This is a genomic window from Pseudomonas sp. MWU12-3088, from assembly GCF_023242405.1.
GTDB classification, from domain to species: Bacteria; Pseudomonadota; Gammaproteobacteria; order Pseudomonadales; family Pseudomonadaceae; genus Aquipseudomonas; species Aquipseudomonas kribbensis.
Genome location: NZ_JALJEA010000002.1, coordinates 234816 through 251155, shown reverse-complemented (window position 1 = coordinate 251155; position 16340 = coordinate 234816). Strand labels below are relative to the sequence as shown.

Annotated in this window: 20 protein-coding genes; 6 read left to right on the top strand and 14 right to left on the bottom strand. The window is 62.2% G+C overall.

The window, feature by feature from the left end; all coding sequences use genetic code 11:
* Positions 1-9 precede the first annotated feature (9 nt).
* From metW to M5B98_RS06860, 6 genes are all read right to left on the bottom strand, one after another.
* Positions 10-630, bottom strand: coding sequence for a methionine biosynthesis protein MetW (gene metW, locus M5B98_RS06885; RefSeq protein WP_085709067.1), 621 nt, complete (start codon positions 628-630; stop codon positions 10-12).
* Between the two features lie 7 nt (positions 631-637).
* Positions 638-1777, bottom strand: coding sequence for a homoserine O-succinyltransferase MetX (gene metX / locus M5B98_RS06880; RefSeq protein WP_248742290.1), 1140 nt, complete (start codon positions 1775-1777; stop codon positions 638-640).
* A gap of 65 nt (positions 1778-1842) precedes the next feature.
* Entirely contained in the window at positions 1843-2133 is a 291-nt protein-coding gene (locus M5B98_RS06875; protein ID WP_248742289.1) for a DUF167 domain-containing protein, read from the bottom strand.
* The gene (locus M5B98_RS06870) at positions 2130-2720 is read right to left on the bottom strand and encodes a YggT family protein (protein ID WP_114886096.1); all 591 of its coding nucleotides are present in this window, start codon (positions 2718-2720) and stop codon (positions 2130-2132) included. The genes M5B98_RS06875 and M5B98_RS06870 overlap by 4 nt, the downstream gene beginning before the upstream one ends.
* Before the next feature lie 10 nt (positions 2721-2730).
* The gene (proC, locus tag M5B98_RS06865; protein ID WP_248742288.1) at positions 2731-3549 is read right to left on the bottom strand and encodes a pyrroline-5-carboxylate reductase; all 819 of its coding nucleotides are present in this window, start codon (positions 3547-3549) and stop codon (positions 2731-2733) included.
* 23 nt (positions 3550-3572) lie between these two features.
* Positions 3573-4259 carry a YggS family pyridoxal phosphate-dependent enzyme gene (locus M5B98_RS06860; RefSeq protein WP_085709072.1) on the bottom strand — a complete coding sequence of 229 codons (687 nt, stop codon included), beginning with the start codon at positions 4257-4259 and terminating at the stop codon, positions 3573-3575.
* 56 nt (positions 4260-4315) lie between these two features.
* On the opposite strand from M5B98_RS06860, the gene M5B98_RS06855 reads away from it, so the two are divergent.
* On the top strand, positions 4316-5350 hold the full coding sequence (locus M5B98_RS06855) for a type IV pilus twitching motility protein PilT (RefSeq protein WP_248742287.1): 1035 nt from the start codon (positions 4316-4318) through the stop codon (positions 5348-5350).
* Between the two features lie 51 nt (positions 5351-5401).
* Here the strand turns inward: M5B98_RS06855 and M5B98_RS06850 are convergent, their stop codons facing one another.
* The gene (locus M5B98_RS06850; protein WP_085709074.1) at positions 5402-6025 is read right to left on the bottom strand and encodes a C40 family peptidase; all 624 of its coding nucleotides are present in this window, start codon (positions 6023-6025) and stop codon (positions 5402-5404) included.
* Positions 6026-6273: 248 nt separating this feature from the next.
* On the opposite strand from M5B98_RS06850, the gene M5B98_RS06845 reads away from it, so the two are divergent.
* The gene (locus M5B98_RS06845; RefSeq protein ID WP_248742286.1) at positions 6274-6708 is read left to right on the top strand and encodes an NINE protein; all 435 of its coding nucleotides are present in this window, start codon (positions 6274-6276) and stop codon (positions 6706-6708) included.
* A gap of 34 nt (positions 6709-6742) precedes the next feature.
* On the opposite strand, the gene M5B98_RS06840 is transcribed toward M5B98_RS06845, so the two are convergent.
* The 7 genes from M5B98_RS06840 to gshB form a co-directional block, all read right to left on the bottom strand.
* Positions 6743-8014 (bottom strand): dihydroorotase, encoded by a 1272-nt coding sequence (locus tag M5B98_RS06840; RefSeq protein WP_248742285.1) that lies wholly within the window; start codon positions 8012-8014, stop codon positions 6743-6745.
* The gene (locus M5B98_RS06835; protein ID WP_025109148.1) at positions 8011-9015 is read right to left on the bottom strand and encodes an aspartate carbamoyltransferase catalytic subunit; all 1005 of its coding nucleotides are present in this window, start codon (positions 9013-9015) and stop codon (positions 8011-8013) included. The genes M5B98_RS06840 and M5B98_RS06835 overlap by 4 nt, the downstream gene beginning before the upstream one ends.
* 27 nt (positions 9016-9042) lie before the next feature.
* A complete protein-coding gene (gene pyrR, locus M5B98_RS06830) occupies positions 9043-9546 on the bottom strand; it encodes a bifunctional pyr operon transcriptional regulator/uracil phosphoribosyltransferase PyrR (RefSeq protein WP_096817616.1) in 504 nt (167 codons plus the stop codon).
* A gap of 81 nt (positions 9547-9627) precedes the next feature.
* Complete coding sequence (gene ruvX / locus M5B98_RS06825; RefSeq protein WP_119427542.1) at positions 9628-10065, bottom strand: Holliday junction resolvase RuvX; 438 nt, start codon at positions 10063-10065, stop codon at positions 9628-9630.
* Positions 10065-10637, bottom strand: coding sequence for a YqgE/AlgH family protein (locus M5B98_RS06820; RefSeq protein ID WP_096817620.1), 573 nt, complete (start codon positions 10635-10637; stop codon positions 10065-10067). Before M5B98_RS06820 ends, ruvX begins: the two co-directional genes overlap by 1 nt.
* Positions 10638-10696: 59 nt before the next feature.
* Complete coding sequence (locus tag M5B98_RS06815; protein ID WP_248739939.1) at positions 10697-11596, bottom strand: energy transducer TonB; 900 nt, start codon at positions 11594-11596, stop codon at positions 10697-10699.
* Positions 11597-11703: 107 nt separating this feature from the next.
* Positions 11704-12654 carry a glutathione synthase gene (gene gshB / locus M5B98_RS06810; RefSeq protein ID WP_114886081.1) on the bottom strand — a complete coding sequence of 317 codons (951 nt, stop codon included), beginning with the start codon at positions 12652-12654 and terminating at the stop codon, positions 11704-11706.
* A gap of 225 nt (positions 12655-12879) precedes the next feature.
* Here gshB and pilG point away from each other — a divergent pair, with 225 nt between their 5' ends.
* The 4 genes from pilG to M5B98_RS06790 all read left to right on the top strand — a co-directional run bounded on the left by pilG (position 12880) and on the right by M5B98_RS06790 (position 16335).
* A complete protein-coding gene (gene pilG, locus M5B98_RS06805; protein ID WP_085709083.1) occupies positions 12880-13284 on the top strand; it encodes a twitching motility response regulator PilG in 405 nt (134 codons plus the stop codon).
* A 61-nt stretch (positions 13285-13345) separates the two neighbouring features.
* The gene (pilH, locus tag M5B98_RS06800) at positions 13346-13711 is read left to right on the top strand and encodes a twitching motility response regulator PilH (RefSeq protein ID WP_011336365.1); all 366 of its coding nucleotides are present in this window, start codon (positions 13346-13348) and stop codon (positions 13709-13711) included.
* 10 nt (positions 13712-13721) lie between these two features.
* A complete protein-coding gene (locus M5B98_RS06795) occupies positions 13722-14261 on the top strand; it encodes a chemotaxis protein CheW (RefSeq protein ID WP_085709084.1) in 540 nt (179 codons plus the stop codon).
* A 13-nt stretch (positions 14262-14274) separates the two neighbouring features.
* On the top strand, positions 14275-16335 hold the full coding sequence (locus M5B98_RS06790) for a methyl-accepting chemotaxis protein (RefSeq protein WP_085709085.1): 2061 nt from the start codon (positions 14275-14277) through the stop codon (positions 16333-16335).
* Positions 16336-16340 lie beyond the last annotated feature (5 nt).

Below are 16340 nucleotides of genomic sequence, written 5' to 3'. Positions count from 1 at the left end.
TGTCGTGGTTCAGACCGCGATTTTGTGATCCTGCAGCCCCGGGCTGCTGACGCGGTAGATACCGATCTCACCTAACAGATTAGGCCATAGCTTACTGGCCCACCCGTGGCGGTGCTGTTGATCCACGGCAAGCCGATCAATGACCTTCGCCTCACGTTCGCGGCAAAGTTCTTCAAAGTCTTCGAAGGTGCAGAAGTGAATGTTCGGCGTGTTGTACCAGGTGTACGGCAGGAACTCGGACACCGGCATCCGGCCCTTGCTCGCCAGATACCAGCGGCAGCGCCAGTGGCCGAAGTTGGGGAAGGTGATGATGCACTGGCGACCGACCCGCAGCATTTCGTCGAGGATCTTGTCCGGGTAGTGCACGGCCTGCAGGGCCTGGGTCATCACGACCACGTCGAAGCTGTTGCTGGCGAAGTTGCCCAGGCCCTTGTCCAGGTCCTGTTCGATGACGTTGATGCCCTTGGCCACGCACTCGGCAATGTTGTCCGGGTCGTTTTCCAGGCCATAACCGGTGACCTGCTTGTGGTCACGCAGCCAGGTCAGCAACTCGCCGTCACCGCAACCGAGGTCGAGCACGCGGCTGCCGGCGGGGATCCATTCCTGGATGATTTCCAGATCAGCTCTCATGGCTTGTTCACACCGTAATTCGGTTCATGTAATTGCCGAACGCCTGCAAATAACGAGGGATCGGAATCAGGAAGGCGTCGTGGCCCTGGGGCGCGTCGATTTCCAGGTAGCTGACGTCCTTGCGCGCGGCCATCAGCGCATCCACCAGTTCCCGCGAACGGGCCGGGGAGAAGCGCCAGTCGGTGGTGAACGACATCACGCAGAACTTGGCTTTCGCGCCTTCGAAGGTTTTCGCCAGGTTATCGTCGAAGTTCGCCGCCGGATCGAAGTAATCCAACGCCTTGGTCATCAACAGATAAGTGTTGGCATCGAAGCGCCCGGAGAACTCTTCGCCCTGATAGCGCAGGTAGCTTTCGACCTGGAACTCGACGCTGTGGAAGTCGTAGTTGAGTTTTTCGCTCTTCAGGCCGCGGCCGAATTTCTCGCCCATGGAGTCGTCGGACAGGTAGGTGATGTGCCCGACCATCCGCGCCAGCATCAGGCCGCGCTTGGGGATCACGCCTTGCTCCTGGAACGAGCCACCATGGAATTCCGGGTCGGTGAGAATCGCCTGACGCGCCACTTCGTTGAAGGCGATGTTCTGCGCCGACAACTTGGGGGCTGAGGCGATGGCCAGGCAGTGGCGCACGCGATCCGGATAGGTGATGGTCCATTGCAGCGCCTGCATGCCGCCGAGGCTGCCGCCGATCACCGCCGCCCACTGGCTGATACCGAGCAGGTCGGCGAGGCGCGCCTGGCTGTGCACCCAGTCTTCCACGGTCAGCACCGGGAAGTCGGCGCCGAACGGCTTGCCGGTGTCCGGGTTGAGGCTGCTCGGGCCGGTGGAACCATTACAGCCGCCGAGGTTGTTCAGGCTGACCACGAAGAACTTGTTGGTGTCGATCGGTTTGCCGGGGCCAATGCAGCTGTCCCACCAACCGGGCTTGCGGTCGTCGACGCTATGGTAACCCGCAGCGTGATGGTGGCCGGACAAGGCATGGCAGATCAACACGGCGTTGCTCGCTTGCGCGTTCAGCGTGCCGTAGGTTTCGTAGATCAGGTCATAAGCGGCCAGCGAACGGCCGCAGGCCAGGGCCAGCGGTTCGCTGAAGTGCGCCGTTTGCGGCGTCACCAGACCAACAGAATCGGGGGGAAAGGCAGCTGGCATCGACCCTGCTCTCGTTGAAATGAGGCGTAAGTCTAAAGACCGCTGCCCCCAGCGGCAAGCAACGATCAGGGGCGTTGAAGCCCCGGTAGATCCGGCAGTTTTTTGGGGGCGTGGATGCGTACACGTTTCTGCCGGTTCAACTCACCACTGAGCAAACTGACCTGACTCTTGGAAACCCCGAAAGCCTTGGCCAGAAACCCCATCAGATACGCATTGGCCTTGCCTTCGACCGGCGGCGCGGTCAGGCGGATCTTCAGGCGATCACCGTGCAGCCCGGCGAAGTCATCGCTGCGGGCTGCCGGTTGCAGGTGACACTCAAGGATCAGGTCGTCACCGTCCCAACGGAACCAGCTCACATCAACAGGCGCAGGATTTCCGGCATCATCGTCATCGCCGCGAGGTTGTTGATCACCAGCATGTCGATCAGCTTCAGCACGAGGAAGGCGAAGATCGGCGACAGGTCGAGACCGCCCATGCTCGGCAGGAGGCGACGGAACGGCGCCAGGGCCGGTTCACAGATCTGGTTCACCAGCTCGGCGCCCGGGTTATGGCTGCCCGGGGCGACCCAGGACAAGATGATGCTGATGATCATGGCCCAGAAGAAAATCTTCAGGAACAGCGCGGTCACCCCGATGATCGACCAGATGAACAGTTGCAGCGGGTTGCCGGTGGTGCCGTAGGTCAGCAGCAGGGTCAGCGCCATCAGCGCCAGTTGCACGAGGATCGCCAGCACCAGAGAGGACATGTCGAGGCCGAACAGGCTCGGGATGATCCGGCGCAGTGGCTTGAGCAGCGGCTGGGTGGCCTTGACCACGAACTGGCACAGCGGGTTGTAGAAGTTCGCCCGCACCAGTTGCAGGACGAAGCGCAGCAGCACGATCAGCAGATACAGGCTGCCGAGGGTTTGCAGCACGTAGACCGCTGCAGTGTTCAATCCAATCATGTAAGGCTCCTTATTTGCCCAGTTGTTCGGCCATCTCGGCCGAGCGGTGCGCGGCGGCGCCGAGTGCTTTTTCCACCAGGGCTTCGAAGCCGCCGGCCTGGAACGATTTGATCGCAGCTTCAGTGGTGCCGGCCGGCGAGGTCACGCGACGGCGCAGCTCGGCGGCGTCGATGTCACTGGAAACCGCCATGTGCGCGGCGCCCAGCGCGGTTTGCAGGGTCAGTTGCTCGGCGGTTTCCTTCGGCAGGCCGAGTTTGACGCCGGCGGCGGTCATGGCTTCGATCAGCAGGAAGAAGTACGCCGGGCCGGAACCGGAGACGGCGGTGACCGCGTCCAGTTGCTGCTCTTCGTTCAGCCACAGGGCGATGCCCACGGCGGACAGCAGCTCTTCAGCCTGCTGGCGCTGTTCGGCACTCACTTCGCCGGTGGCGTACAGACCGCTGACGCCCTGACGCAGCAGCGCCGGGGTGTTGGGCATGCAGCGCACGATCGGCTGCTCGCCGAGCCATGCGGTCATGCTGGCGCAAGTGATGCCGGCGGCGATGGAGACCACCAGTTGATTCGGCTTCAGGCTCGGGCGAATCGCTTCGCACACGGCTTTCATGGCCTGCGGCTTGACCGCCAGCACGACAACGTCGGCGCCGTCGATGGCCTGGGCGTTGTCGGCGAAGGTTTCGATGCCATGCTCGGCGCTGACCCGGTTGCGGGTCTCTTCGCCCGGATCGCTGGCGCGGATGTGTGCGGCTTCCAGACCCTTGGCCCGCAGGCCGCCGATCAGGCTGGCGGCCATGTTGCCGGCACCGATAAAGGCAATACGCGTGTTGCTCATGTCAGGTCCTTATCTGGAAATCATCAAGATTGGGAGTAGTCGCGAGCGCCAAACAGGGCCGTACCGATACGGACCCAGGTGGCGCCCTGGGCAATGGCCGACTCGAGGTCGTGGCTCATGCCCATGGAAAGTGTGTCGAGCGGCAAATCGAGGCCGGCCTGCAATTTTTGAACGGCGGCGAATGCAGCGTCCTGCTCGGCGCGATCTTCGGTCGGCTCGGGAATCGCCATCAGCCCGCGCAACTTCAAACGGGGCAGGGCGCTGATGGCCTGGGCCAGGGCCGGCAGGTCGGCCGGGGTGCAGCCGGATTTGCTGGCCTCACCGCTGACATTGACCTGAATGCAGATATTCAGTGGCGGCAGATCCGCCGGACGTTGCTCGGACAGGCGTTGGGCGATTTTCAGACGATCCACGGAGTGCACCCAGGCGAAGTGCTCGGCAATCGAGCGGGTCTTGTTCGACTGAATGGGGCCGATGAAGTGCCAGATCAAGGGCAGGTCGGCCAGTTCGAGCTGTTTGCCCAAAGCTTCCTGCAGATAGTTCTCGCCAAAGTCGCGCAGGCCGGCGGCGTACGCTTCGCGCAGGGCTTGGGCGGGTTTGGTCTTGCTCACGGCCAGCAGCTGGACGCTGTTTTCATCGCGGCCGGCGGCTTTGACGGCTGCCTTAATGCGCGAACTAACCTGGAGAATGTTGTCTGCTATCGTGGACATCAAGAGGCGCCAGCGGTCTGAAGGTTCGCGGCATTCTACTGGAATTGAGGGACGCTATGGATATCACTGAACTGCTGGCCTTCAGCGCCAAACAGGGCGCTTCCGACCTGCACCTGTCGGCCGGACTGCCGCCGATGATCCGCGTGGATGGCGATGTGCGGCGGATCAATCTGCCGGCGCTGGATCACAAACAGGTGCACGAGCTGATCTACGACATCATGAACGACACCCAGCGGGTGGAGTACGAGAAACATCTGGAAACCGACTTTTCCTTCGAAGTGCCGGGTGTGGCGCGCTTCCGGGTCAACGCCTTCAACCAGAACCGTGGCGCCGGCGCCGTATTCCGGACCATCCCGTCGAAAGTGCTGAGCATGGAAGACCTCGCCATGGGCGATGTCTTTCGCAAGATCACCGACGCCCCGCGCGGGCTGGTGCTGGTGACCGGGCCGACCGGCTCGGGCAAGTCCACCACGCTGGCGGCGATGATCGATTACCTCAACACCCACCGTCATCACCACATCCTGACCATCGAAGACCCCATCGAATTCGTCCACGAATCGCGCAAATGCCTGATCAATCAGCGTGAAGTCCACCGCGATACCCGCAGTTTTGCCACGGCACTGCGCTCGGCGCTGCGGGAAGACCCGGACGTGATCCTGGTGGGCGAGATGCGCGACCTGGAAACCATCCGCCTGGCGCTGACCGCTGCGGAAACGGGGCATCTGGTGTTCGGTACGCTGCACACCACCTCGGCGGCCAAGACCATCGACCGGGTGGTGGACGTGTTTCCGGGGGACGAGAAGTCCATGGTGCGCTCGATGTTGTCCGAGTCGTTGCTGGCCGTGGTCTCGCAGACGCTGATCAAGAAGATCGGCGGCGGCCGGGTGGCGGCGCACGAAATCATGCTGGGAACGTCGGCGATCCGGAACCTGATCCGCGAGGACAAGGTGGCGCAGATGTATTCGGCGATCCAGACCGGCGGGTCGCTGGGGATGCAGACACTCGATATGTGCCTGAAGGATCTGGTGAGCAAGGGCCTGATCAGTCGCGAACATGCGCGGGAGAAGGCGCGGACGCCGGATAATTTCTAGTGACGAAAAAAAACGCAGCCCGAGGGCTGCGTTTTTTGTGATCTGCAAGGATCAGCGTTGAACCACGCGCATCTGCTTGCCGCCCGGTTCTTTCGGCAGCACACGCTTGGCAACCACGTAATGCTGTTCCCAATACGGCTTGTTCAGCGTATCGATGCTTACTGCTTTGCCACGGCGCGGTGCGTGGATGAAGCGGTCGTTGCCCAGGTAGATGGCAACGTGATTGACCCGACGGCTCTTGATGTTGAAGAAAATCAGGTCGCCAGGCTTGAGATCCTTGCGCTCGACTTTCTCGCCGTGACCGCTGGCCATGGCATTCGAGGTGCGCGGCAGGTCGAACGTGGCGTCGTTGAACGCGTATTTCACCAGACCGCTGCAGTCGAAGCCTTTACTCGGGCTGCTGCCGCCCCAACGGTAAGGTGTACCGAGGACGTTCACCGCGCGACTGAGGACGTTGCTGCTTTCCTTGTTCGCCATCGGTGGAACCAGCTTGCCGTGACCCTTGCTGGCGAGCGTGGTGTGTTTCGTTTGCTTGCCTTTGTTCGACGGAGCAGAGGCATGGGATTTGGGAGTGAAACCGTTAACGTTGGGAAGACGTTGCTCACGATTGGTGGCGTGGGCGGCCAGTGGCATTAATAGGCAGATAGTTAGCCATGTCTTGAAAAATGGACGCATTAGGCAGGGCTCTTATGTGTTAGCGCGCAACTTTATAACAGCTTTTTTGTCCCTTCCGAGGCCGTTGGTCGATTCAAAAGGCGGGCAACGGAACCAAACAAGCGGCAAATAGACGCAATTGTCGGACAGAAGTCAGGTGCTATAAGGCTTTTACGGATCACAAGGTAGCATTTGCCGTACGTCGGGTACCTGTAAAAAAGTCACAAAGAATTAAAGAAAATTTATCTATCGCGTGAATCGAGGTCTTCATGAACCGCTATCAACTGCCACAAGTGAAGGAAAAGGACACCCATAGCAAGGTGATCGGTTACCTGTTGTGGATCTTCGGTTTTACCGGGTCGCACCGCTTCTATTACGGCAAGCCGGTGACCGGCACGATCTGGTTTTTCACCTTCGGACTGCTGGGGATTGGCTGGCTGATCGACGTGTTCCTGATCCCGGCGATGGACCGGGAAGCGGACCTGCGCTTTGCGGCGGGGCCGATCGAATACAACGTGGCGTGGATTCTGCTGACATTCCTCGGCGCGTTCGGCGTGCACCGGATGTATCAGGGCAAGTGGATCAGCGGGGTGGTGTATCTGCTGACCGGCGGGTTGTTCTTTCTGGGCGTGCTGTATGACTTCTGGACGCTGAATGATCAGGTGTCGGTGTGTAATGCCGAAGGGCGGGGCGCCTTTCAGTAAGTGATGGCGAGGGAGCAAGCTCCCTCGCCATTTTTTATGCCTGATGGCTGATCCGGCCATCCACCAGGGTGTAACGCACCACACCCGGCAGGCTGTGGCCGAGGAACGGGCAGTTCTCGCCCTTCGACAGCCAGCTCTCGCCGGCCACGGTCGAAGCCTTCGGATCGAACAGCACGATATCCGCCGCGCCGCCCACTGCCAGTTTGCCCGCCGGCAGGCGCAGGGCCTCGGCCGGGCCGGCGCTCAGGCGTGCCAGCAGCGTCGGCAGGTCCAGCAGACCATCCTCGACCAGCGTCATTGCCAGCGGCAGCAACAGTTCGACGCTGCTGATGCCCGGCTCGGTCGCGCCGAACGGTGCCAGTTTCGCATCGCGTTCATGGGGCTGGTGATGGCTGGAAATCGCCGAGACCACCCCGGACTTCACCGCTTCACGCAGGCCGTCGCGATCCGCGCGGGTGCGCAGCGGCGGTTGCACGTGATACAGGCTGCTGAAGTCGATCAGCGCTTCGTCCGTCAGGATCAGCTGATACAGGGCGACATCCGCCGTGACTTTCAAGCCACGGGCCTGGGCCTGAGCGATCAGGGCCACGCCGCGAGCGCTGGTGAGCTGACTGAAGTGGGCACGCACGCCGGTCTGCTCGACGAGCAGCAGGTCCCGGGCCAGGGCCACGGTTTCAGCGGTTTCCGGGATACCCGGCAGGCCGAGGAAGCTGGCGGTGGGGCCTTCGTGGGCCAGGCCGCCGTCGGCGAGGTCGTGATCCTGGGAGTTGAAAATCACCGTCAGGTCGAACGTTGCCGCGTAGTCCAGCGCCCGGCACAGGGTTCGGGTGTTGCGGAAGCTCTCCAGACCGTTGCCGAACGCCACGCAACCGGCGTCGCGCAGGGCAACGAGCTCGGCCAGTTGCTCACCGTCCAGGCCTTTGCTCAGGGCGCCGATTGGAAACACCTTGGTGTTGCCGGCCTCGCGGGCGCGGTCGAGGATCAGCTCGGCCACGGCGGAGGTGTCGAGTACCGGTTTGGTCTTCGGCGGGCAGCACAGGCTGGTTACGCCACCCGCCGCCGCGGCGCGGGTTTCGCTGGCGATGGTGCCTTTGCGGCTGTAGCCCGGCTCGCGCAGGGCAACGTTCAGGTCGACGAGGCCCGGAGCGGCGACAAGGCCTTGGGCGTCGATGGTTTCCACAGCGGTGAAACCGGCCGGTGCCGCGCCGAGGGCGACGATCTTGCAGGCTTCAACGTGAATATCGGTGATTTGATCCAGGCCGCTGCTTGGATCGATGACGCGGGCGCCGAGAATGCTGAGTTTCACTGGGCGTTCTCCTGCTCGAATTGACGCTGCGCGGTTTGTCCGCTCATGGCCATGGACAGCACGGCCATACGGATCGCGATGCCGTAGGTGACTTGATTGAGGATCACCGAGTGCGGGCCGTCAGCCACCGCCGACTCGATCTCCACGCCACGGTTGATCGGCCCCGGGTGCATGACGATGCAATCGGGCTTGGCGCCGGCCAGGCGCGCGGTGGTCAGGCCGAACAGGCGGTAGAACTCGCCTTCGCTCGGCAGCAGGCCGCCGGTCATGCGCTCACGCTGCAGGCGCAGCATGATCACCACATCGACGTCCTTCAGGCCTTCGGTCATGTCGGTGTAGACCTTCACGCCGTACTGCTCGATACCGATCGGCAGCAGGGTTTTCGGCGCGATCACGCGGATGTCCTGGCAACCGAGGGTCTTCAGGGCGAGCATATTCGAGCGTGCCACCCGCGAGTGCAGGATGTCGCCGACGATGGCCACCGAGAGATTTTCGAAGCTGCCTTTGTGCCGACGGATGGTCAGCATGTCGAGCATGCCCTGGGTCGGGTGGGCATGACGGCCGTCGCCGCCGTTGATGATCGCCACCTGCGGGCAGACGTGCTCGGCGATGAAGTGCGCGGCGCCCGAATCACCGTGGCGCACGACGAACATGTCGGCGGCCATGGCTTCGAGGTTGCGCAGGGTGTCGAGCAGGGTTTCGCCCTTGCTGGCCGACGAGGTCGATACGTTCAGGGTGATCACGTCCGCCGACAGCCGCTGGGCCGCCAGTTCGAAGGTGGTGCGGGTGCGGGTGGAGTTTTCGAAGAACACATTGCACACGGTCTTGCCGCGCAGCAACGGGACCTTCTTCACAGCCCGGGCACCGACTTCGAGGAACGAGTCGGCGGTGTCGAGGATTTCCGTCAGCAACTCGCGGCGCAGGCCGTCGAGCGAGAGGAAGTGGCGCAGCTGGCCCTGATCATTGAGCTGCAGCGGGCGCTTGGTATCTAGAGGCGTCATCGCGAAGGGGACTCTCAATAGGGCGGATTAAAGGGCGAGGTCTTGCAGTTCGAGGGCCAGCTCCGGGCCGGACAGCTTCACTCGTTCGTGGGGGGCGAGCGACAGCGTCGCGCCGACCACGTTCGGGCGGATCGGCAGTTCGCCGGCGTCCAGGTCCAGCAGGCAGACCAGCGTCACGCTGGCCGGGCGGCCGTAGTCGAACAGTTCGTTCATGGCGGCGCGGATGGTGCGGCCGCTCATCAGTACGTCGTCGATCAGTACCAGATGCTGGCCTTCGATTTCGAAGGGCAGGGCGGACGGGCGCACTTGCGGGTGCAGGCCGTTCTGGCTGAAGTCGTCGCGGTAGAAGGAAACATCCAGCGTGCCCAGTGGCGCATCGCTGCCGAGCTCTTCGAGCAGGGCCTGGGCGACCCAGACGCCACCGGTGCGGATGCCGATGTAACGCGGTTCGCTGATATCACGCTGGGCAAGGTGCGCCTTGAGGCGGGTCGCCATCTGGCTGATCAGATCGGCGGGATTGGGCAGGCTCATGGTTGCTCCTTCTCGGGGTCGAGCCGGTTCTTGCGAACCGAGGCTCGGGTTGTAACCAAAAGAAAAGCGCCGTAGCGCTTGTCAGGATTCAAACAGTGCGGTGTTTTCGTCGAGCCAGCCTTGCAGCAGCAGGGCGGCAGCGATGGCGTCCACCGGGTTGTCGCGGTAACTGCCTTTCTGCCCGCCGCGTACCAGTCGCTCACCCTTGGCTTCAAAGGTCGTCAGGCGTTCGTCGTGGGTGTAGAAGGGCAGGTTGTAGCGGCCGTTTAGGCGACGGGCGAATTTCTCGGCGCGCACGCACATCTCGCTGGGCGTGCCGTCCATGTTCAGCGGCAGGCCGACCACCACGGCGTCGGGTTTCCATTCCTTTATAAGGGCTTCGACCTGGTTCCAGTCCGGCACGCCGTTCTGTGCCTTCAAGGTGCACAGTTCGCGGGCCTGGCCGGTAATCACCTGGCCGACCGCCACGCCGATCTGTTTGGTGCCGTAGTCGAAGCCGAGGATCAGGCGCAGGGCCATCAGGCGTGCCCTGCCTGGCTGGTCAGCAGGTTGAGGTTGATCCCCAAGTGCTTGGCCGCCGCTTCCAGACGCAGTTCGCTGCTGGTGTTGAACAGGATGTCGGCGTCGTACGGGCAGGTCAGCCAGGCGTTGTCGGCCATTTCAGCCTCCAGTTGCCCGGCTTCCCAACCGGCGTAACCGAGGGCGATCAGGCTTTTCGCCGGGCCCACGCCGTCAGCGATGGCGAACAGCACGTCTTGTGACGTGGACAGTGCCAACTCGCCTTCCAGCTCGACGGTGGCCTGAAAGGTCTTACCCGCCGGGTGCAGGACAAAACCGCGATCGGTCTGCACCGGGCCGCCGATGAAGATCGGCACATGCTGGCACAGCGCTGGCGGGTCGATGTCCGGGCGCAACTGCTCGAGGATGTCGGCCAGATTCAGCTCTTGCGGTCGGTTGACCACCAGCCCCATGGCCCCATTGGCCGTGTGCTCGACGATGTAGGTCAAGGTGTGGGCAAAGTTCGGGTCGGCCATGTGTGGCATGGCGATCAGGAAGTGATGCTTGAGGTAGCTGGGGCTGACGTTTTTCATGTGCGGTAGTGTGGCGTTCGGGGGGCGAACTGACAAGCTGGAGCGGTCAAAAGATCGGCTCAGTTGCTGGACAACCGGTCGCCCCGGGCGAATTTCCAGGTGCGGATGATTTCCAGTCGGTCGATGTCCGACAGATCCCCGGTAAACGGTGCGAAAGGCGCGGCCAGCCGCACGATGCGCTGCGCCGCCTGATCCAGCAGCGGCTGGCCGGAGGATTCCAGCACCAGCACTTCATACAGCGAGCCGTCGCGGTTGATCGACACCATCAGGCGCAGATTGCCGTAGATCTGTTGGCGACGGGCTTCGTCGGGGTAATTGAGGTTGCCGATGCGCTCGACCTTCTTGCGCCATTCGTCCTTGTACCAGGCGCCCTTGTCGCGCATGGTCGAGGCCGCGCTCAGGCGGTGGATGCGCGGGCGCTTGGCGTACAGCTGTTGTTCGTTGGCCAGTTCGGCTTCCAGGCTGGCGATGTCGCTGGAGAGCTGCGAGCTGTCGAAAGTCGGGGCGTCGACCGTCGGTTTGGTCTCGGTCTTGGCTTCTTCTTTCTTGGTCGGTGCCTTTTTCGGTTTCGGCGCGACGGTGGTCACGGCCGCCTTGGGCGCCGCTTCCTGCACTTCCGGCTTGGCGGCCGGTGGCGGAGTGACTTTCTTGACCTGATTGTCCTGGAATGGCGCGACCTCGGTGGTCTTGGGGATCGCCTTCTTGTCGAGGGTGCCGCTGCCTTCCTGGTTTTCCTGGGCGAGGAAATCGGCCTTCTTGGGCTTGGTTTCGCTCTTGAAGGTGGCGAGGGTGATTTCCAGGGTTTTGCTGATCTGCTTGGGCTCGACCATGGTGAAACCCACGCCAAGCAGCAGCGCCAAATGGATCAGCGCCGCGAGAAACAGGGTAAATCCGAGGCGATCGACCGGGCGCACGCCGCGGTGGGCGAGTTCAGCAGGCAGATCGGACGGAAGTGTCATGACAAGAAAACCAACATCGCGTTTTTCACAGGCCGCGCATGATAACGCAATGTTGGTTTCTCGCCTTGGGCTTCAAGCATCAAGCGACAGGCTGCATGTGATGCACATCAAGCTTGCAGCTTTTTCTCGATGGCATCCATCAGCATTCCGCCGATGTCGGTGCCGAAGGCATTGTCGATTTCGCGGATGCAGGTCGGGCTCGTGACGTTGATTTCGGTCAGGTGCTCGCCGATCACGTCGAGGCCGACGAACAGCAGGCCCTTCGCGCGCAAGGTCGGGCCGACCTGAGCGGCGATCCAGCGATCCTTGTCGGTCAGCGGACGGGCTTCGCCTCGGCCGCCGGCGGCGAGGTTGCCACGGGTTTCGCCCTGGGCCGGAATCCGCGCCAGGCAGTAGTCCACCGGCTCGCCGTCGATCATCAGGATGCGTTTGTCGCCGTCCTTGATCGCCGGCAGGTAGGCCTGGCCCATGATCTGCTGGGTGCCGAGGGCGGTCAGGGTTTCGAGAATCACCGACAGGTTCGGATCGCCGACGCGGTGACGGAAGATCGAAGTGCCGCCCATGCCGTCCAGCGGCTTGAGGATCACGTCGCCATGCTTGGCGGCGAATTCACGCAGCACGTCGGCGCGGCGGCTGACCACGGTTGGCGGCGTGCACTGCGGGAACAGGGTGGCGAACAGCTTTTCGTTGCAGTCGCGCAGGCTCTGCGGCTTGTTGACCACCAGTACGCCGGCGGTTTCGGCCTGTTCGAGCAGGTAGGTGGAGTAGACGAATTCCATGTCGAACGGCGGATCCTTGCGCATCAGGATCACGTTCAGGTCGCTGAGCAGGGAATCCTGTTCGGCGCCCAGTTCAAACCATTTTTCCGGGTTGGCGAAGACTTTCAGCGGCTTCATCCGCGCCCGGGCCTGACCTTCGCCCTGATAAAGGTCTTTCTGTTCCATATAGAACAGTTCCCAGCCGCGCTTCTGCGCCGCCAGCAGCATGGCCAGCGAGCTATCCTTTTTATAGGAAATGCTGGCGATTGGGTCCATGACTATTCCGACGCGAACGCTCATTGGGTTTTCCTCGAAAATTGGCTACCGGATCGGTATGAAAAAAGTGCCGCCAGAGTGGCTCCGGGCGGGTTTTCGGTCAAGGAAAAACCCGTCGATAGATTGCGTCAGGAGACTGTGCTAAAAAGGCTGCCATATCGTGCTGGCCCTTAAGCATCAAGGGTTTCCGGCCATTACGCATCGCAAAACGGACAAATTGATTCGCAAAGGCGACGGTAGAGCCCCCTTATGGAACAGCAGTCCAGCGCCTTGAAGGTCATGGTGATCGACGACTCGAAAACGATTCGTCGCACCGCCGAGACCCTGTTGAAAAATGCAGGGTGCGAAGTCATCACGGCGATCGACGGTTTCGACGCCCTGGCGAAGATCGCCGACAACCACCCCGGGATCATTTTTGTCGACATCATGATGCCGCGTCTGGATGGTTATCAGACCTGCGCTTTAATCAAGAACAACAGTGCCTTCAAGGCGACGCCGGTGATCATGCTGTCGTCCCGCGACGGGCTGTTCGACAAGGCCAAGGGGCGGATTGTCGGTTCCGATCAATTTTTGACCAAACCTTTCAGCAAGGAAGAACTGCTCGACGCGATTGCGGCCCATGTTCCGGGCTTTGCCGCTGATTTGCCGCAGTAAGACACGCACAGTGACGCTCGGCCAGCGGGCCCGGTGTCGACAAGAAAAAATGGGGAAGACCATGGCACGTATTCTGATCGTCGATGACTCGCCGACCGAAATGTACAAACTGACCGGCATGCTGGAAAAGCACGGCCACGAAGTCTTGAAAGCTGAAAACGGCGCCGACGGCGTGGCCCTGGCCCGTCAGGAAAAACCCGATGCGGTGCTGATGGACATCGTCATGCCCGGCCTCAACGGTTTCCAGGCGACCCGCCAACTGACCAAGGACGCTGAAACCAGCCATATCCCGGTCATCATCATCACCACCAAGGATCAGGAAACCGACAAGGTCTGGGGCACTCGCCAGGGCGCCAGGGATTACCTGACCAAACCGGTCGACGAAGACACGCTGATCAAGACCCTGAACAACGTTTTGGCCGGTTGATCGCGCCGCCATGAGCGAGTCGCTGACCGCGTTCGAACTGTTGTGGCAGATCGACCAGCGCTGTCGCCTGCTGGCGGCGGACCTGCCGTCGCAACCGGCGCGCCAGGATCGCTGGAGCGGTATCGGCTTTCGCCTCGGCGAGCACTGGTACGTCGCGCCGATGGGCGAGGTCAGCGAAGTGCTGCCCGAACCGCGTTTCACCCAGATGCCGGGAGTGAAGCCCTGGGTCAAGGGCGTGGCCAATCTGCGCGGGCGGTTGTTGCCGATCATGGACCTGTGCGGATTCTTCGGCCATGAGCTGTCACCGATGCGCAAGCAGCGGCGGGTACTGGTGGTGGAGCATCAGGACGTGTTTGCCGGTGTGCTGGTCGATGAGGTTTTCGGCTTGCAGCACTTCGAGCAGGACAGCTTCGAACCCGTCTCGATCCGTAAGCGGCAAGGTTCCAAGGGCGAGTTCGTCAAAGGCTATTTCCGGCGCGAGCAGAACTGGCGAGTGTTCAGCCTGTTTGCGCTGGCGCAGTCACCGAGTTTCATGCACGTCGCGGTTTAACAGGCGAGGACCGATGATCAAAGCAAAAACCAGCAAGCCCGCAGAAGGCTCGCGCAGCCGCTCGCAGATCATCGTGCTGTTCATCGCGCTGATCGTGTTCATCATGCTGCTGTTCGCCAATTTCGCTTACCTCAACACCCAGGCCAACTACGACAAACAGTACATCGGTCACGCCGGCGAGCTACGGGTGCTGTCGCAGCGGATCGCCAAGAACGCCACCGAAGCCGCCGCCGGCAAGGCCGCCGCGTTCAAGCTGCTCAGCGATGCGCGCAACGATTTCGCCCAGCGCTGGGGGTATCTGAAGAAGGGCGACCCGGCCACCGGCCTGCCGCCGGCACCGTCCACCGTGCGCCCGGAAATGCGCGCCGTGCAGCTGGACTGGGAACGCCTGCTGAAAAACACCGACGCCATCCTGTCCAGCGAACAGACCGTGCTGTCGCTGCATCAGGTCGCCGCGACCCTGGCCGAAACCGTGCCGCAGTTGCAGATCGAATACGAAAAAGTCGTCGAGATCCTCTTGCAACGCGGCGCCCCGGCGGCGCAGGTGGCGATGGCCCAGCGTCAGTCGCTGCTGGCGGAGCGGATTCTCGGCGCGGTGAATACCGTGCTCTCCGGCGACGAAAATTCGCAACAGGCTGCCGATGCCTTTGGTCGTGACGCCACGCGCTTCGGTCAGGTGCTCAACGGCATGCTGCAAGGCAACCCGACGCTGAAGATCAGCCAGGTCGAGGACCGTGATGCCCGTGCGCGCCTGAGCGAAATCGCCGAGCTGTTCCAGTTCGTCTCCGGTTCGGTGGATGAAATCCTCGAAACCTCGCCGGAGCTGTTCAAGGTCCGCGAGTCCGCGACCAATATCTTCAGCCTGTCGCAGACCCTGCTCGACGAAGCCTCGCACCTGGCCACAGGTTTCGAAAACCTCGCCGGCGGACGCAGCACCGACACCATTGGCGGCTACGTGCTGGGCCTGCTGGCACTGGCGTCGATCATCCTGATCGGCATGGTCATGGTCCGGGAAACCAATCGTCAGTTGCGCGAGACCGCCGAGAAGAACGAGCGCAACCAGAACGCGATCATGCGCCTGCTGGACGAAATCGAAGACCTCGCCGACGGCGACCTGACGGTGACCGCCTCGGTGACCGAAGACTTCACCGGGACCATCGCCGACTCGATCAACTACTCCGTCGACCAGTTGCGCGATCTGGTGGCGACCATCAACCTCACCGCCGGCCAGGTCGCCGCCGCAGTGCAGGAAACACAGGCCACCGCCATGCACCTGGCCCAGGCCTCGGAGCATCAGGCCCAGCAGATTTCCGAAGCCTCGACCGCGATCAACGACATGGCCCAGTCCATCGACCAGGTGTCGGCCAACGCCGCTGAATCCTCGGCGGTGGCCGAGCGTTCGGTGGAGATCGCCAACAAGGGCAACGAGGTGGTGCACAACACCATCCACGGCATGGACAACATTCGCGAGCAAATCCAGGACACCGCCAAACGCATCAAGCGCCTGGGCGAGTCGTCCCAGGAAATCGGCGACATCGTCAGCCTGATCGACGACATTGCCGACCAGACCAACATCCTCGCCCTCAACGCGGCGATTCAGGCGTCGATGGCCGGTGATGCCGGGCGCGGTTTTGCCGTGGTTGCCGACGAAGTACAACGGCTGGCCGAACGTTCGTCCGCCGCGACCCGGCAGATCGAGACGCTGGTGCGGGCGATCCAGACCGACACCAACGAAGCCGTGATTTCCATGGAACAGACCACCACCGAAGTGGTGCGCGGCGCGCGGCTGGCGCAGGATGCCGGTGTGGCCCTGGAAGAAATCGAAGGCGTGTCCAAGACTCTTGCGGCGCTGATCCAGAGCATTTCCAACGCGGCGCAGCAGCAGACGTCTTCGGCCGGGCAGATTTCCCTGACGATGAACGTGATCCAGCAGATCACCTCGCAGACTTCGTCCGGTTCCACGGCCACCGCCGAAAGCATCGGCAACCTGACGAAAATGGCCAGCCAGTTGCGGCGTTCGGTGTCCGGGTTCACCTTGCCGGCGGCGGCAACGCCCGCCACGGGCAAGGCGTGAGGCCT

What these genes read in the sequence shown, in the direction of transcription:
- proC (WP_248742288.1), bottom strand. Translation starts at nt 3,549, where the DNA reads ATGAGCAACACGCGTATTGCCTTTATCGGTGCCGGCAACATGGCCGCC.
- M5B98_RS06795 (WP_085709084.1), top strand. Translation starts at nt 13,722, where the DNA reads ATGAGCGAGTCGCTGACCGCGTTCGAACTGTTGTGGCAGATCGACCAG.
- gshB (WP_114886081.1), bottom strand. Translation starts at nt 12,654, where the DNA reads ATGAGCGTTCGCGTCGGAATAGTCATGGACCCAATCGCCAGCATTTCC.
- pyrR (WP_096817616.1), bottom strand. Translation starts at nt 9,546, where the DNA reads ATGAGCCTGCCCAATCCCGCCGATCTGATCAGCCAGATGGCGACCCGC.
- M5B98_RS06835 (WP_025109148.1), bottom strand. Translation starts at nt 9,015, where the DNA reads ATGACGCCTCTAGATACCAAGCGCCCGCTGCAGCTCAATGATCAGGGC.
- M5B98_RS06815 (WP_248739939.1), bottom strand. Translation starts at nt 11,596, where the DNA reads ATGACACTTCCGTCCGATCTGCCTGCTGAACTCGCCCACCGCGGCGTG.
- M5B98_RS06870 (WP_114886096.1), bottom strand. Translation starts at nt 2,720, where the DNA reads ATGATTGGATTGAACACTGCAGCGGTCTACGTGCTGCAAACCCTCGGC.
- M5B98_RS06850 (WP_085709074.1), bottom strand. Translation starts at nt 6,025, where the DNA reads ATGCGTCCATTTTTCAAGACATGGCTAACTATCTGCCTATTAATGCCA.
- ruvX (WP_119427542.1), bottom strand. Translation starts at nt 10,065, where the DNA reads ATGGCCCTGCGCCTGATCCTCGGCTTCGACTACGGCACCAAACAGATC.
- M5B98_RS06820 (WP_096817620.1), bottom strand. Translation starts at nt 10,637, where the DNA reads ATGAAAAACGTCAGCCCCAGCTACCTCAAGCATCACTTCCTGATCGCC.
- M5B98_RS06845 (WP_248742286.1), top strand. Translation starts at nt 6,274, where the DNA reads ATGAACCGCTATCAACTGCCACAAGTGAAGGAAAAGGACACCCATAGC.
- M5B98_RS06855 (WP_248742287.1), top strand. Translation starts at nt 4,316, where the DNA reads ATGGATATCACTGAACTGCTGGCCTTCAGCGCCAAACAGGGCGCTTCC.
- metW (WP_085709067.1), bottom strand. Translation starts at nt 630, where the DNA reads ATGAGAGCTGATCTGGAAATCATCCAGGAATGGATCCCCGCCGGCAGC.
- pilH (WP_011336365.1), top strand. Translation starts at nt 13,346, where the DNA reads ATGGCACGTATTCTGATCGTCGATGACTCGCCGACCGAAATGTACAAA.
- pilG (WP_085709083.1), top strand. Translation starts at nt 12,880, where the DNA reads ATGGAACAGCAGTCCAGCGCCTTGAAGGTCATGGTGATCGACGACTCG.
- M5B98_RS06860 (WP_085709072.1), bottom strand. Translation starts at nt 4,259, where the DNA reads ATGTCCACGATAGCAGACAACATTCTCCAGGTTAGTTCGCGCATTAAG.
- M5B98_RS06790 (WP_085709085.1), top strand. Translation starts at nt 14,275, where the DNA reads ATGATCAAAGCAAAAACCAGCAAGCCCGCAGAAGGCTCGCGCAGCCGC.
- metX (WP_248742290.1), bottom strand. Translation starts at nt 1,777, where the DNA reads ATGCCAGCTGCCTTTCCCCCCGATTCTGTTGGTCTGGTGACGCCGCAA.